This is a genomic window from Pseudomonas sp. GG8, from assembly GCF_052976945.1.
In genome coordinates this window covers 2,180,547-2,194,650 of record NZ_JBRIIP010000001.1, presented here as the reverse complement: position 1 = coordinate 2,194,650, position 14,104 = coordinate 2,180,547, and the positions used below count along the sequence as shown (strand labels likewise).

General features: G+C 57.2%; 11 protein-coding genes and 2 pseudogenes. 8 read left to right on the top strand and 5 right to left on the bottom strand.

The window, feature by feature from the left end:
- Positions 1-5: 5 nt before the first annotated feature.
- The 3 genes from imuA to ACVBEG_RS10575 form a co-directional block, all read right to left on the bottom strand.
- Positions 6-623, bottom strand: a complete 618-nt coding sequence (imuA, locus tag ACVBEG_RS10585; protein ID WP_322216127.1) for a translesion DNA synthesis-associated protein ImuA — start codon at positions 621-623, stop codon at positions 6-8.
- The gene (gene lexA / locus ACVBEG_RS10580; RefSeq protein ID WP_323565819.1) at positions 623-1,240 is read right to left on the bottom strand and encodes a transcriptional repressor LexA; all 618 of its coding nucleotides are present in this window, start codon (positions 1,238-1,240) and stop codon (positions 623-625) included. The genes imuA and lexA overlap by 1 nt, the downstream gene beginning before the upstream one ends.
- Before the next feature lie 70 nt (positions 1,241-1,310).
- The gene (locus ACVBEG_RS10575; protein ID WP_323565820.1) at positions 1,311-1,991 is read right to left on the bottom strand and encodes a hypothetical protein; all 681 of its coding nucleotides are present in this window, start codon (positions 1,989-1,991) and stop codon (positions 1,311-1,313) included.
- Positions 1,992-2,406: 415 nt separating this feature from the next.
- On the opposite strand from ACVBEG_RS10575, the pseudogene ACVBEG_RS10570 reads away from it, so the two are divergent.
- From ACVBEG_RS10570 to ACVBEG_RS10545, 6 genes and pseudogenes are all read left to right on the top strand, one after another.
- A pseudogene (locus tag ACVBEG_RS10570) lies at positions 2,407-2,697 on the top strand (ABC transporter ATP-binding protein); the annotation flags it as partial.
- 199 nt (positions 2,698-2,896) lie between these two features.
- A complete protein-coding gene (locus tag ACVBEG_RS10565) occupies positions 2,897-3,880 on the top strand; it encodes a LacI family DNA-binding transcriptional regulator (RefSeq protein WP_323565821.1) in 984 nt (327 codons plus the stop codon).
- 91 nt (positions 3,881-3,971) lie between these two features.
- Complete coding sequence (locus ACVBEG_RS10560) at positions 3,972-4,754, top strand: sugar phosphate isomerase/epimerase family protein (protein WP_323565822.1); 783 nt, start codon at positions 3,972-3,974, stop codon at positions 4,752-4,754.
- Complete coding sequence (locus ACVBEG_RS10555; protein ID WP_322179361.1) at positions 4,747-5,712, top strand: sugar kinase; 966 nt, start codon at positions 4,747-4,749, stop codon at positions 5,710-5,712. Before ACVBEG_RS10560 ends, ACVBEG_RS10555 begins: the two co-directional genes overlap by 8 nt.
- An 83-nt stretch (positions 5,713-5,795) precedes the next feature.
- Positions 5,796-7,104: pseudogene (locus tag ACVBEG_RS10550) on the top strand (MFS transporter).
- 5 nt (positions 7,105-7,109) lie between these two features.
- Positions 7,110-8,099: an NAD(P)-dependent oxidoreductase gene (locus ACVBEG_RS10545; RefSeq protein ID WP_323565824.1), complete on the top strand. Its 990-nt coding sequence runs from the start codon at positions 7,110-7,112 to the stop codon at positions 8,097-8,099.
- 58 nt (positions 8,100-8,157) lie between these two features.
- Here the strand turns inward: ACVBEG_RS10545 and ACVBEG_RS10540 are convergent, their stop codons facing one another.
- Entirely contained in the window at positions 8,158-9,783 is a 1,626-nt protein-coding gene (locus ACVBEG_RS10540) for a methyl-accepting chemotaxis protein (protein WP_323565825.1), read from the bottom strand.
- Between the two features lie 583 nt (positions 9,784-10,366).
- Here ACVBEG_RS10540 and ACVBEG_RS10535 point away from each other — a divergent pair.
- Positions 10,367-10,642 (top strand): DUF1652 domain-containing protein, encoded by a 276-nt coding sequence (locus ACVBEG_RS10535; RefSeq protein ID WP_322182698.1) that lies wholly within the window; start codon positions 10,367-10,369, stop codon positions 10,640-10,642.
- On the opposite strand, the gene ACVBEG_RS10530 is transcribed toward ACVBEG_RS10535, so the two are convergent.
- The gene (locus ACVBEG_RS10530; protein WP_447108454.1) at positions 10,611-12,932 is read right to left on the bottom strand and encodes a UvrD-helicase domain-containing protein; all 2,322 of its coding nucleotides are present in this window, start codon (positions 12,930-12,932) and stop codon (positions 10,611-10,613) included. The two genes, ACVBEG_RS10535 and ACVBEG_RS10530, sit on opposite strands and share 32 nt — an antisense overlap.
- Before the next feature lie 461 nt (positions 12,933-13,393).
- Here ACVBEG_RS10530 and ACVBEG_RS10525 point away from each other — a divergent pair, with 461 nt between their 5' ends.
- On the top strand, positions 13,394-14,089 hold the full coding sequence (locus tag ACVBEG_RS10525; protein ID WP_323565826.1) for a pirin family protein: 696 nt from the start codon (positions 13,394-13,396) through the stop codon (positions 14,087-14,089).
- Positions 14,090-14,104: the final 15 nt, after the last annotated feature.

The following is a 14,104-nucleotide window of genomic DNA, read 5'->3' as shown; positions in this document are numbered from 1 at the left end:
GAACCTCAAGACCCGAAGGGAAACGGGATCGGTGCCGGCGGTACCAGACCACCCCGGCATTTGAGCACGCGTAACTGCCGGGGACGCACATCAATGGCGATACGCAGCGCAGCTGGCGAAGGATTGATCGCCGCTTGCGCGGGGCGGCAGGCGAAAGCCAGGGTCTGGCCGGTTTCGGCAGCGACTTGCAGGCGACGCAACGCCCGGTCATCCACGTGCTTCGGCCAGCACAATACCGCGCCACAATTGCCAGAGCGCAAACATTGCTCGGTCGCCCACAAGGCATCCCGAGCGCTCGCATCGACCATCACCAGCCAACGCAGATCGATGCCTGCGGCCTGCCAGGCTTGCGGGTAGGGAACATAAGGCGGCGCGACCAACACGATGCGTTCGCCGCTGTCAGCCAGTCGGACCAAGGCCGGCCAGAGCAACTGCAACTCGCCACTGCCGTCGGCAGCCACCAGAATTTCACTCAATGCCGCCGCTGGCCAACCGCCCGTAGGCAATGCTGCATCCAGCGCCGCGTGCCCGGTAGGGTGCGCGCTGACGGGCTGCGCCGCTGGTCGGCCTTTCCAGACCCGGCGCTCATCAAGCAGCGCGTCCAGGCTGACGACCGCGCCCATCATCCGCGCCTGACCAAACCACAGAAGACACCTTCGATGGCAAAGTCCTGATCAGAATGAACGATGATCGGCGCATAAGCCGGATTTCGCGGCAGCAGACGGAATTCGCCCGGCCTGGTTTCCAGACGCTTGATGGTGACCTCGCCGTCGAGACGCGCGACGACGATTTGCCCGTCCTGGGCCTCGGCACTGCGGTGCACGCCGACCAGATCGCCGTCGAGAATACCGTCTTCGATCATTGAATCGCCCTGCACACGCAGCAGGTAATCCGGCACCCGGGAGAACGTTGCGCGATCCAGCAGCAAAGTGTCATGCGTACCGACATCAGGACCAATCGGCGCACCGGCGGCGACACGCCCCAGCACGGGAATTTCTAGCAGTTCGGGTTTTCGTACGGCGTCCATCAGACGAATACCGCGAGCCTGATTAGGCGTGACCTCAATCAGCCCGGCCTCGGTCAAGGCCAAAATGTGTTTGCGCGCCACACTGCGCGAAGCAAAACCAAAGGCCTCGGCGATTTCAGCCAGGCTCGGCGGTTGGCCTTGCTGCGCGATACGGTCGCGGATGAAGGTCAGGATGGCAGCACGTCGGGGGCTTAATAGGCTCATGGAGTACATTTGTACTCCTTTCAGGCTTTTCTGACCAGCGCCTCTTGTCGGGCCTGGCTATCGCCGATGCGGTATTAGCTCAAGACGGGCACGTTGACGAGCCGCCATCCAGGCCCTGCCTGGATTTTTTGTAATGGAGGGTGGCCCTGCCGTCATGCCAGAGCACGGTCAGCACGTAGATAGAATCGAAGTCTTCCTTGTCCCAGTCATCCGCAATGGTCTGCTTTTGCCCGGTTGCCTCCTCGGCGACCTGATTGATCAGTTCTGGCAGATAGCCATTGGACCAGGCGGTGTAGACCGTTGCGCCGTGGTACTTGTCGCGCAACAACTCATCTGCCAGCTCATGAATATCATTAGCGCCAAAGTCGATATTGATCGGCAGCCCCAACTTGATTGCAGTAGGACCGACAGTCAGCAGCGGACGCAGGTAACCGTAGGACTCATCGTTATCACCTTCCTCGACATGACGGCTGGGGTCTGCAGCGAAGATGAAGTTGGCGTTGCCGAACTCCCGGGGCAACAACGTGGACAGGGCAATGGCCCGGTTCAACCCTTGGCAATTGAGTTGCCCGAGACCCATGGCAGGCTTTTCAGCGTGACGAAGGAATACCAGGGTTTGCATTCTGTCTTCTGCTTGCGCTTGCGCTTGCGCACCCATGGAAACCCAGAAAACAGCAGAAATGATCAATAACGCGGGCAATAAAAAAAGTACGAAGGGCCGGACGTATTTGAAGGCAGCGATACGGTTGTAGTTATTCATTATTCTCAATCAGAGCCTGATGGCCGTAGGTTTCGTGTCGGCATGACGGTGCCAATCTGATTCGGTTTCAGTGTGAAGGCTGCGCAGTTGACCTTGATTTATTCATTTAATCGATCACGAGTGTGTAAGAGGATTTGTCTGACAAGAAAATCAGACATTACTTTCACCATAAACAGAAAATTGCACACAGCGCGATGGCAAATACCGCAAGGCGTACACCCGACGCACGCCTGGAGCGGCAGTGCGCAACGCTGCGGCATGGTGTTTCTAGAGCGACACTGATTCAGCAGAGTGTTGCGTGACAGGCAGACCCAATCACCGATAGACGCTCTTATCGCAGCATTACTGGAGGCCCCAACCGGCGGCGCAGCGGCGAAGATGGGGCGAAATCTCGTACATGAGATGAGCTTTAACCATGTTGCTCGACGAACCGTTCAGCGCGGTGGATGCCTTCACCCGCATGAAGCTGCAAGACCTGCTGCTGCAGTTGGCAGAACATCATGCGATTGCCTTGCTCCTGGTCACTCACGATGTCGACGAGGCGCTTTATTTGAGTGATCGCGTGATGGTGATGGACAATCGGCCGAGCAGCATTCGTCAGGAGCTATGCGTCGATCTTGAGCGTCCTCGAGATCGACGCGACCCGGCCTTGGCGTTGCTGAAAGCCCAGGCATTGACCGAGCTCCATTTGGCTCACGTTATCTAGCTGATTAGCGTTCGCTACGACCTTCACCGACACAAATCCCCACCGCTCATGCCATCAAAGGTTGACGGATGCAACGCTTTGGTGTTTTCTGAAACCGTTTTCAGAGCCTTTGCCTCAGCACCTGCTGATAACCCCTATAACTATAATCAGGGTCCAGGTCGTGAATAGTTTTCCTACTCCTATGCGGTCCCGCGTAACGATGAATGACGTGGCCACACTGGCTGGCGTGTCCAAAGCCAGCGTGTCGCGCTTTATTGGCGAGGATCGACAACTGCTTTCCGACGCCATCGCACTGCGTATCGAACACGCCATCGACACCCTCGGTTATCGCCCCAATCAAATGGCGCGCGGGCTCAAGCGTGGTCGCACCCGACTGATCGGCATGCTGGTCGCCGATATTCGCAATCCCTATTCCGTGGCCGTCATGCATGGCGTCGAAACCGCCTGCCGCCTACACGGTTATAGCCTGGTGGTGTGCAATACCGATCGCAACGACGAGCAAGAACGTGTGCATCTGGCTGCGTTGCGCTCCTACAACATCGAAGGCCTGATCGTGAATACGCTAGGTCATCACCTTGATGAGCTGCGCCAATTGCATCAGGAACTGCCCATGGTGCTGGTCGATCGCAAGGTCGAGCAACTGCACAGCGATCTGGTCGGGCTGAACAATGCCGACGCGGTGCTGCAAGCCATCAATCACCTCGATGAGCGCGGTTATCGCGACATTGTGTTGGTCAGTGAGCAACAGGACGGCACCAGCTCTCGTCTCGAACGTGTGACCGCGTTCAATAGCCTGATCGCCGAGCGCACGCATCTGCGAGGACAGGTTCTGGAAGCCAGCGATCAACTGGGTCCACAGTTACAGGCCTTCCTCGCCGCGCCCGGCCCGGGGCCCAAAGCGCTGTTCACCGGTAACGGTGTCGCGACCTTGACCTGCACGCGACTGCTGCGAGAGTTGGGTTGCCCGCTGTTCGATGACATCGGCCTGATCGCCCTCGATGAGCTGGACTGGTACCCCTTGGTGGGCAGCGGTATTACCTCACTCGCCCAGCCGACCCATGAAATCGGCGTCACTGCGTTCGAGTGTTTGCTCAACCGCTTGCGTGGCGAGCAGGAGCCGGTACGGTCGTTCGATTTCACCGCGCAGTTGATCGTGCGTGGCTCGACCCGGCCCAGGCCCTGACTCTGCCACTTCCCCTTGAATGGCGAGTACGGCGGCCTTGATGGCCGCTTTTTTTGAATCAAAATGAAACCGGTTTCAGAGGACGATAACAATGAACCTTTACCCTGTCTCCATCAGCCTTTCCAGCTACGGTGCCGACGTGGTCCGTGAACGTGGTCAGGCCAGTTTTATTCCGTTGCTGGCCCGTGCTGGCGCCTCGCGCATTGAGTTGCGTGAAGAATTGTTTACCGTAGAAAACCACGAGGCATTGTCGCTGGCCATCAAAGAACAGGGGCTTGAGTGCCTGTACTCGTCACCACTGGAGCTGTGGAATGAAGGCCAGACTCAACCGAACGCCAACCTTGAGGCTACGCTGCTGCGGGCCACGGCCTGCGGCGCGACGTGGCTTAAAGTGTCCCTTGGGCATTTCAACCAAAACTGTGACATGAACGCCCTGGCCAGTTGTCTGGTACGGCATGCGGTGCGCGTGTTGGTCGAGAATGACCAGACCGTTCAGGGTGGCCGGATTGAGCCGCTGAGTCGCTTCTTCGCCCGCGTCCAGGCGTTGGATGTGCCGGTGGGCATGACCTTCGATATCGGCAATTGGCAATGGCAGGATCAATCGGCAATCAGCGCAGCCAAGCAACTGGGCCGTTATGTCGAGTACGTGCATTGCAAGGCAGTTGCGCGCAATGCCCTGGGCAAGCTGATCGCAACACCTCCCGAACCGAGTGACCTTCATCAGTGGGAACAGCTATTGCGCCAGATCGTGCCTGGGGTGCCTCGCGCCATTGAATACCCACTGCAAGCCGAGGATCTAATCGCGCTCAGTCAACAACACATCAGCACCCTCGCCCGCCTCGGCCAACCACAGGAGGCATTCAGCCATGCGTGAGATCGACATCCTCTCGTTCGGTGAAACCATGGCCATGTTTGTCGCCGAGCAATCTGGCGAACTGGCACAGGTCAGTCACTTCGAAAAACGCATTGCCGGCGCCGACAGTAACGTCGCTATTGGCTTGGCCCGGCTGGGCTTCAACGTCGCGTGGCTGAGTCGGGTCGGCGATGACTCGCTCGGGCGTTTCGTGATCGACAGCCTGCAACGCGAAGGCGTGGACTGCCGTCATGTAGCCGTCGATCCTGCGTATCCCACCGGTTTTCAGCTCAAGTCCCGCGAGCTCGACGGCCGTGACCCCTGTGTCGAGTATTTCCGCCGTGGTTCGGCGGCCAGTCACCTGTCGGTTGCTGACGTCAGCCCGATACTGCTGAGCGCTCGTCATCTGCACGCCACAGGTATTCCGGCGGCGTTGTCGCTCAGTGCCCGAGAGCTGTCCTGGCATCTGATGACGGCCATGCGCGAGGCTGGGCGCAGCGTATCGTTCGATCCCAACTTGCGCCCGTCGCTATGGCCAAACCAGGCGCAGATGATCAGCGAAATCAACCGACTTGCCGTTCTTGCGCACTGGGTCATGCCGGGGCTGACGGAAGGCGCACTGCTCACCGGCTACGAGGACCCGGAAGACATGGCGGCGTTCTATCTGGATCAAGGTGTTGAAGCGGTGGTGATCAAGCTCGGTGCCAAGGGCGCTTATTACCGCACACAGATGGATCAAGGATTTGTCGCGGGCGTGCCGGTAATCAACGTAGTCGACACCGTCGGCGCCGGAGATGGTTTTGCCGTCGGCGTGATCAGCGCCCTCCTGGAAAATCAGGGCTTTACCCAAGCAGTGGCGCGCGGCAACTGGATCGGCAGCCGCGCCGTACAAAACCGGGGGGACATGGAGGGCTTGCCATTGCGGGCGCAGCTGCTTGCAGCCGAGCCTGCCGATGAGCCACGACGACGACCCGCCTGACCCCTCATTCGAACCACACATCCGTTACCTGCTGCGACAAAAACAACAAGATCAGGAGCATCGATATGGAAAAGGCACTCGACATGACAAAGCGACTCATCAACCGTCGCTGGTTGTACATCATGCCCATCGTTTTCATCACCTACAGCCTGGCCTACCTGGACCGCGCCAATTACGGGTTCGCTGCCGCAGCGGGGATGGCGGAGGACTTGCACATCACGCCGGGCCTCTCCTCACTGCTGGGCGCGCTGTTTTTCCTCGGTTACTTCTTCTTTCAGGTGCCAGGCGCGATCTATGCGCAAAAGAACAGTGTCAAAAAACTGATTTTCGTCAGCCTGATCCTGTGGGGTGGGTTGGCGACGCTGACCGGAATAGTTTCCAACGCCTACATGCTGATTGGCATCCGCTTCATGCTGGGCGTGGTCGAAGCGGCGGTCATGCCGGCGATGCTGGTCTATCTGTGTCATTGGTTTACCCGGGCAGAACGCTCCCGGGCCAATACCTTCCTGATCCTCGGCAACCCGGTGACCATGCTCTGGATGTCGGTGGTGTCGGGCTATCTGGTGTCGCACTTCAGCTGGCGCTGGATGTTCATCATCGAAGGCCTGCCCGCGATCATCTGGGCGTTTATCTGGTGGAGGCTGGCCGATGAAAAACCGGCACAGGCCACGTGGATGAGCGAAGAAGACAAAATCGTTCTGCAAAGGACACTGGATGCCGAGCAGGTCGGGATCAAACCGGTGAAGAACTACGCCGAAGCCTTCCGTTCACCCAAGGTGATCATCCTGGCGCTGCAATTCTTCTGCTGGAGCATCGGTGTCTACGGTTTTGTCCTGTGGCTGCCATCGATCCTTAAACAGGGTGCCCATCTGGACATGGTCGAAGCCGGCTGGCTGTCTGCGCTGCCCTATCTGGCCGCCGTGATCGCCATGCTGGCAGTGTCCTGGGGGTCTGACCGAATCCAGCGCCGCAAGCGTTTTGTCTGGCCGCCCCTGCTGATCGCCGCCCTAGCGTTCTACGGTTCCTATGCGTTGGGCAGCGAGCATTTCTGGTGGTCCTACTCCCTGCTGGTGCTGGCCGGCGCCTGCATGTATGCGCCTTATGGGCCGTTTTTCGCGATCGTTCCGGAAATCCTGCCGTCCAACGTAGCCGGTGGCGCCATGGCGTTGATCAATAGCATGGGGGCGCTGGGTTCTTTTGCCGGGTCGTACCTGGTTGGCTACCTCAATAGCGCTACGGGCAATCCCGGCGCGTCTTATCTGCTGATGAGCGGCGCGCTGTTGGTTTCAGTGGTGCTGACGCTCCTTCTCAACCCACGCACCGACTCAACGCCAGCCCACACTCCACGCCCCCAGCGCAGAGTCGCGGTGCACCATTGATCACCCGGGATGAATACGATGAAAAAACAAGTCGTTCTGTATAAAAAGCTATCGCCAACGTTGATGAGCCGCCTGCAACAGCATGCGGATGTCACGTTGATCGACGAACCAACCCGCGATGGCCTGGCCCGACTGCGTGCTGCCCTGCCCCACGCCCATGGTTTGCTCGGCGCCAGTCTCAAACTGGATGCGCCTTTGCTGGATCTGGCGCCGCACCTTGAGGCGGTGTCAAGCGTCTCGGTTGGCGTCGACAACTATGATCTGGACTACCTTGACCGGCGCGGCATTCTCTTGAGCAACACCCCCGACGTACTGACCGAAACCACGGCCGACACCGGTTTTGCGTTGATCCTTGCTACGGCGAGACGTGTGGTCGAGCTGGCCAATCTGGTTCGCGCCGGGCAGTGGAAGAGCAACATCGGCTCGCCGTATTTCGGCAACGATGTGCATGGTAAAACCCTGGGTATCATCGGCATGGGCCGGATTGGTGAAGCATTGGCACAACGCGGGCATTTTGGTTTCGGCATGCCCGTGCTGTATCACAGTCACTCACCCAAGCCCGCCGTGGAAGCGCGCTTCAATGCGGGTTACCGAAATCTGGAGGCGCTGCTGCAGGAAGCTGACTTCATCTGCCTGACGTTACCGTTGACGGCTGAAACCCAGGGTTTGATCGGTGCCAGGCAATTCGCACTGATGCGTCCGCAGAGCATCTTCATCAACATCTCGCGAGGCAAGGTGGTCGATGAGTCGGCCCTGATTGCCGCCTTGCAACAGGGCCAGATTCGAGCAGCGGGTCTTGACGTGTTTGAGCGCGAGCCGCTGCCCCATGACTCGCCATTGCTGCAAATGAACAACGTGGTCGCCACGCCCCACATAGGCTCGGCGACCCACGAAACCCGTGAAGCCATGGCGCAATGCGCGGTAGACAATCTACTCAGTGCCTTGGCGGGAGAGCGACCGCTGAATCTGGTTAATCCAAGTGCGTGGGAAATGCGGGTGTCAGGTTGACCGCGTTGGCCCCTTAACACACAAGCTGTGTGACGGGGCCTGACACACCACCTGGCTCTTAAATCACAAACCGCGCCACCATGCCGTTAAGGTCTATGGCCAGGCGTGACAGTTCATGGCTGGCAACGCTGGTCTGATTAGCGCCAGCAGCGGATTGGGTCGCCAGATCGCGAATATTGACCAGATTACGATCCACTTCGCGAGACACCTGGGCCTGCTCTTCAGAGGCACTGGCAATGACCAGGTTGCGCTCGTTGATTTGCGAAATGGCTGCGGTGATCTGCTCCAGCGCCACACCGGCTGAGCGGGCGAGTTCCAAGGTGGTTTGCGTGCGGTTGGTGCTCAGTTGCATCGACTGCACGGCTTCACCTGTACCGTTTTGAATGCCCGCGACCATTTGTTCGATCTCCCGGGTCGACTGCGCGGTGCGATGAGCCAGCGCGCGTACTTCATCGGCAACCACAGCAAAGCCCCTGCCCGCCTCGCCGGCACGTGCGGCCTCGATGGCCGCGTTCAAAGCCAGCAAGTTGGTCTGTTCGGCGATGGAGCGAATAACATCCAATACCTTACCGATATCACGTCCCTGCTCCGCCAGGCCTTCTACCAGATCCGATGTGGTCTGCACATCCTGAGTCATGGCCTGAATCGCTGAAACGGTCTCGACCACCCGATCACGCCCTTCACGCGCGGCTTGGGTGGACTGTTGCGACGCTTGGGACGTGGACACCGCGTTACGCGCGACCTCTTCTACGGCAGCGGTCATTTCATTAACCGCAGTAGCCGCTTGTTCGATCTCATTATTCTGTTGTTGCACGCCACGAGACGCTTCCTCGGTGACCGCGCTCAGCTCTTCGGCGGCAGACGCGAGCTGTGTAGCCGACCCGGAAATCTGTTCGATTGTCTTGCGCAGGTTCTGCTGCATGGCCACCAGTGCTTCGAGCAGGCGCGCCGGTTCGTCTTTGCCGTCGACTTCAATGTGTTTAGTCAGATTGCCACCCGCAATATCTTCTGCGGCACGGACGGCTCTCGTCAGCGGGTTGACAATGCTGCGTGTCAACAACAAGGCCAGCAACACAGTAAGTAAAGCGGCAAATACCGCGACACCCAGGATGGCGACTTTCGCCCCATCGTATTGTTGAGCGGCAATGCTGGATGATTCCTTTGCGCCATTTTTATTGATGTCAACCAACTTCCTGATTTGTTCACCCATCAAGTCAGAGGCGTCTTTCATACGGGAGTTGATCACGTTCCGCATGTCGTCGACCTTGTTTTGTCGCGACAGATCCAGCGCTTCGCCTTGCGCGTTCAAGTATTTATCAAGGGTGGCATCAAACTCTTTATATACCGCACGCTCTTCAGCTTCGGCGGGCAACGCAGCGTAGCTGGCCTTGGCTAACTGTAACTTGCTGACCAGATCACGGATTCGGACTTCGGTTTCCTGCAACAGTGCGGGTTCGCGATTGACCAGTATCCGGAAAGACGTGATACGCAGGCGCAGAACGCATTCAGCCGTCTCCCCCAGAAACCCTATGCTGGGGAGCATGTTGGTTTCCATCTCGACCGTGGCCTGCCGAATCACGCTCATGCGATTCAGCGCGAAAAAGCCCAGTGCAATCACCAACAAGGCAATAAACGCGAAGCCAAGAAAAGCGCGCGGCGCGATATTCATGTTTCGTAGCGACATGGAGTGCCTCTCTTAAAAGTATGACTAAAAGCATCCATGCCATCGGGTATTTTGAATAAAAGTGTACAGGTTCGTTCAAAACTGGAGTGTGACCCACTGCCAGGTCAGCGCACTCAATATGTATATCGGCCAGACTTTAGTTTTTATTCGCTCTGAAGAAAAATATATTTTAGGGATGACAATATGCGTACATATTGGATCCAACAAGTAACACTTAGCTTGCTATTTAAAGTGCATAAATTTGAGCGCTCCGCACTTAATAAAGTATCCGTTTAATAGGCCCTTGAAGGAAGTGAGGTAGACAAGTCTCTCACGCGTCCACACCGTAACTTGCCAGCTATTCACTAGAGTCTGCGGCAAAAAAAATATAGCCGAATGCCACCCTATGGGTGCTTTCCAAAATACGGCTATCCGGTGGGCAAACCACACAACAAGAGACGTGACCTGCATCAAGAAAACGTAAACGTTTTGTCAGGTAAGTAGAAAATCGTTCCTGCTGATCGCTACGGGTGCTACTTTATTTCTCGAAGGGTCAATGCAACTGACCCGTCCCCTGCGCATTGGAGCCAATGGAAGTGCTCGATTGAATAAGGTGGGCCGCATGAATCAAGTCACGTTTCCCAATGCATGCCAGCTGATGCGCTGGCATTTTCATCCGGTCGGTTTCGAGGCTACTATGGACGCGCCCAGCAGCATGATCGCCCGTCTGTTTGATCGCGCCAGTGGCGAAACGGTCATCGCTATCGCCGGTATCCCTTGCTCGACAGTGATGAATGCGACAGACGTCGAGCGAATCATTGAGGCCATCGAGGCTGAGCTGGAGTCGTTCATTCCACCGCAAGTGTCGGGTTTTTTGTAACACCCTGCCCGCGTCTATCGTCGAAAAACGGCTTGTCTCCTGCGATCCTGTCGGAAGCTTTGGGGACAGCCGCGTTTTCGCTGCCACTGCTGTCGATGTACCAGTAGCAATGACGCACCGCCCGGGTAATGGCAACATACGCCAGGCGCAGGACTTCGTCTTTTTGTGCGGTGTCGAACGGGTCCGCATCACCGTCCTTGCCTAATCCAGCCATTCGATAGACCTGGTTTTTGTAGGGCGACAGGGTCAAATGTTGGCAATCCCCGAGCAGAAACACCGCGTCGGCCTGCAAGCCCTTTGAGCTGTGATAGGTCAGTTGCTTGAAGCGTCTCGATTCGGGTGGCAATCCAGAGTCTTCATTAACCAGTGCCTGTAATTGCTCGGAAAACCGGGCTTTTTCACTGCTCTTGCGGTACAGCAACAGGATCGAATCGCCATCGTTGTAATGCTGAATCAAACGCTCGGTCAGTTCATCGTCGTCGCGATCCTGCACGGTCACCGGCAGCAGCTCTTGAACACCGCCGGCCGCTTTGGCCTTCTTGCCAGCAATCGACGGTGCGGCGCGGACGATATGCTCGGCCGCGTCAATAATGTGCTGATGGCTGCGGAAGTTGTCGCTGAGCATCACTTTGGTGGTGGCAGGCGATGAGAACTCTTTGGCGAACTCCATGAAGTATTTTGGTGAACTGCCGCGCCACCCATAGATGGACTGCCAATCATCACCGACACACATCAAGGAAGAGCGCTGCGCAGCACGCCCAATGTGCATTGAGGGGCCGCGGCTGCGAATCTCCCGCAGGCTGGCGCGAATCCAGGAAACAATTTGCGGAGAAACGTCCTGAAATTCATCGATCATCAGGTGCGACAGTGGCCTTAGCAGCTCATCATTGATCCGTTTCAAGTTCTCGGGCGAAGTCTCCCCAAACAGCGCAAACATTCTGTTGTAAGTCATCACCGGCGGGGTCTGGGTGAGTAGATGCGCTTCGAACGCTTTCCAGAACAAACTCAGGGCTTCGAAGAAAAACCGATCAGGGTCATTTTCGGCGAAGCTCATCTGAGCGACAGCGGCAGGAACGTCCAGCCCCAGGTTCTCGATGAAGCTCGCAGCCGTGACAAAGGCATCCAGCACAGGCGCGGCGCTCAGCTCGCCCTTCACCTTGTAATCGAAGCCCGGACCCGCGACGGCTGATCCTGCCAGCGACTGTAAAACTCGTTTGGCGGCATCATAGTTTTCTAGCCAAATCACAGGCTTGCGGCAGAAAGCTTGAAACAGGGTGCGCTTTATTACCCACTCGGCCCAGATCGGCAACTTGGCTGTTGATCGTTTCATCTGCTGGTTTTCGGAGGGATCGAAACCCAGCACCACCCAAGCATCCAACTCGGCAATGTAGCCATGAAAATGAAATGAAAACCCATTGATTTCAACGGTTTGCCGCATAGGCTCAATGCCTTTTATCGGCCACGCCTTGGCACGAAACCACAGGTCCTCAATAGTGTCGCACAGCTCCTCATCACGCTTGGCCGACAACTCGGTCACCGTGATACGTTTCTGTACGTCCGGATGATCGCGGTCCAGCTCCTTGAGCTGCAACGCATGGCGATACAAGGGAGCCATGACCTCGCGAAACCGCTCGTTGCTTGCGTACAGATCCCGATAGCAGAGATTCAGTTGCTGACGTTGCGCGTCGTTTATCCGCAAATCGAACGGATTGCTGTCGGCGCCCTCTTCCCCGCTGATTGCCGCCTGATTGCTGAGGTTCTCGAAGGCGCGTAACTGGCTGAAACCCGGCAGGCTGCGTACCCATGGCAGGATCCGCGAATGAAAGGTGCGCACCAGGTCACGACCTTCTTTGAGACTCAAGCTATGCCCCCACAGCGCCATAATCTGGATGAGCTTATTGATGAAGTCCTTACGCGACTCGCGCGTGAACGTCACCACGGTCATGGAACCGAGTTCAAAACCGAGGTAATGGCTCAACAGGAGAATACGCAGCACCAGCGATGTGGACTTACCCGCACCGGCACCGGCAATGACATAGGTAGACGGTGTGTCGCTGAAAATCATCTTCCATTGTGCGGCACTGGGCTGGGCATGACTGGGCAGCTTTAGCGCTACATCGGCTTTGATGCGTTTTTTAAGGTCTGCAGTGAGCGCCAGGCGCCAGTCATCGAACAGATGATCGTCGATGCGCGGGCCACGGTGTTCGGCGGGGCGGGTGTCGCGGATCAGCAACACGTGCTGGCTGTCCTCTACCGCGTCGAGCCGACCTTCTGCGTAACCTTCGTTCATGCCTTCAGCGTGGCCGTTGAGGTAGCCATCGGCATGCCCTTGCAACCAGGACGGCACATGCTGCGAGCGCAAGCCCGTCAGGCTATGGCCGACGAGCCGTGCCAGCAGGCGTTTGAAAAAGGGCAATTGTTCAGGCGGGGACAGATCGGCAGGCAATTGATGCGGCACGCAGGCTCCAGATGTCAGCTTGTGAGCGAAGAAGGGTCTATGGTGGCTGGAATTGTCGACCAGTTCTAGCGAAATGCTTTGCCATCAGCGCGTTAGCCGATCAACTGCAGGTGCAGTCGACAGAGAGACCAATGATACGCAGACCCGACAAATCGAATAAGTAGATTGTTTTGGCGCGATTTTTCCGCTTATTTTCGATGAATAATTGATAGATGATGCTCGCCATCACCCATTGATTTATCGTTCAGCAGTACTGGCGCGAACAGCCTGGCTCTGCTTTGGAGGCCTCAATCATGCTCGAATTAAGACCCTTTAACACGTTGGGCGGCGCAAACCATGGCTGGCTGAACGCACATCATCACTTCTCTTTCGCGGAGTATTACGACCCTAAGCGCATGAATTGGGGCCAGCTGCGGGTATGGAACGATGATGTCATCGCCCCGCAGACCGGCTTCCCGAAACACCCGCACCGCGACATGGAAATCATTACGTACGTCCGTGAAGGTGCGATCACCCACGAAGACAATCTGGGCAACAAGGGCCGCACGGAGGCGGGTGATGTTCAGGTCATGAGCGCCGGAACCGGTATAGCCCACAGCGAATACAACATGGAATCGACTGCGACCAAGATCTTCCAGATATGGATTGTGCCTGATGAGACCGGCTCAGCGCCTTCATGGGGTGCCAAACCATTCCCTGAAGGTCAGCGTGAAGGTTTCGTCACGCTGGCCAGCGGAAAGGACGGCGATGACCAAAGCCTGCGCATTCGTGCCAACGCACGTTTGGTAGCCGCCAACCTGAAGGCCGGTGAAACCGCTGAGTACCCCCTGGACGCAGGTCGCCGAGCCTATCTGGTTCCGGCTACAGGGATCATCGAGGTCAACGGTTTGCGTGCAGCGGCACGTGATGGCGTTGCGGTAGAGGATGAGCACTTGCTGCGCGTTACGGCCATTGAGGACAGTGAAATTATTCTGGTGGATGTGACCTGATTCCGCTTCACTCAG

Excerpts from the sequence above, each read along its gene's own strand:
- imuA (WP_322216127.1), bottom strand. The coding sequence starts at position 623 with ATGGGCGCGGTCGTCAGCCTGGACGCGCTGCTTGATGAGCGCCGGGTC.
- lexA (WP_323565819.1), bottom strand. The coding sequence starts at position 1,240 with ATGTACTCCATGAGCCTATTAAGCCCCCGACGTGCTGCCATCCTGACC.
- ACVBEG_RS10575 (WP_323565820.1), bottom strand. The coding sequence starts at position 1,991 with ATGAATAACTACAACCGTATCGCTGCCTTCAAATACGTCCGGCCCTTC.
- ACVBEG_RS10565 (WP_323565821.1), top strand. The coding sequence starts at position 2,897 with ATGAATGACGTGGCCACACTGGCTGGCGTGTCCAAAGCCAGCGTGTCG.
- ACVBEG_RS10560 (WP_323565822.1), top strand. The coding sequence starts at position 3,972 with ATGAACCTTTACCCTGTCTCCATCAGCCTTTCCAGCTACGGTGCCGAC.
- ACVBEG_RS10555 (WP_322179361.1), top strand. The coding sequence starts at position 4,747 with ATGCGTGAGATCGACATCCTCTCGTTCGGTGAAACCATGGCCATGTTT.
- ACVBEG_RS10545 (WP_323565824.1), top strand. The coding sequence starts at position 7,110 with ATGAAAAAACAAGTCGTTCTGTATAAAAAGCTATCGCCAACGTTGATG.
- ACVBEG_RS10540 (WP_323565825.1), bottom strand. The coding sequence starts at position 9,783 with ATGTCGCTACGAAACATGAATATCGCGCCGCGCGCTTTTCTTGGCTTC.
- ACVBEG_RS10530 (WP_447108454.1), bottom strand. The coding sequence starts at position 12,932 with ATGAACGAAGGTTACGCAGAAGGTCGGCTCGACGCGGTAGAGGACAGC.
- ACVBEG_RS10525 (WP_323565826.1), top strand. The coding sequence starts at position 13,394 with ATGCTCGAATTAAGACCCTTTAACACGTTGGGCGGCGCAAACCATGGC.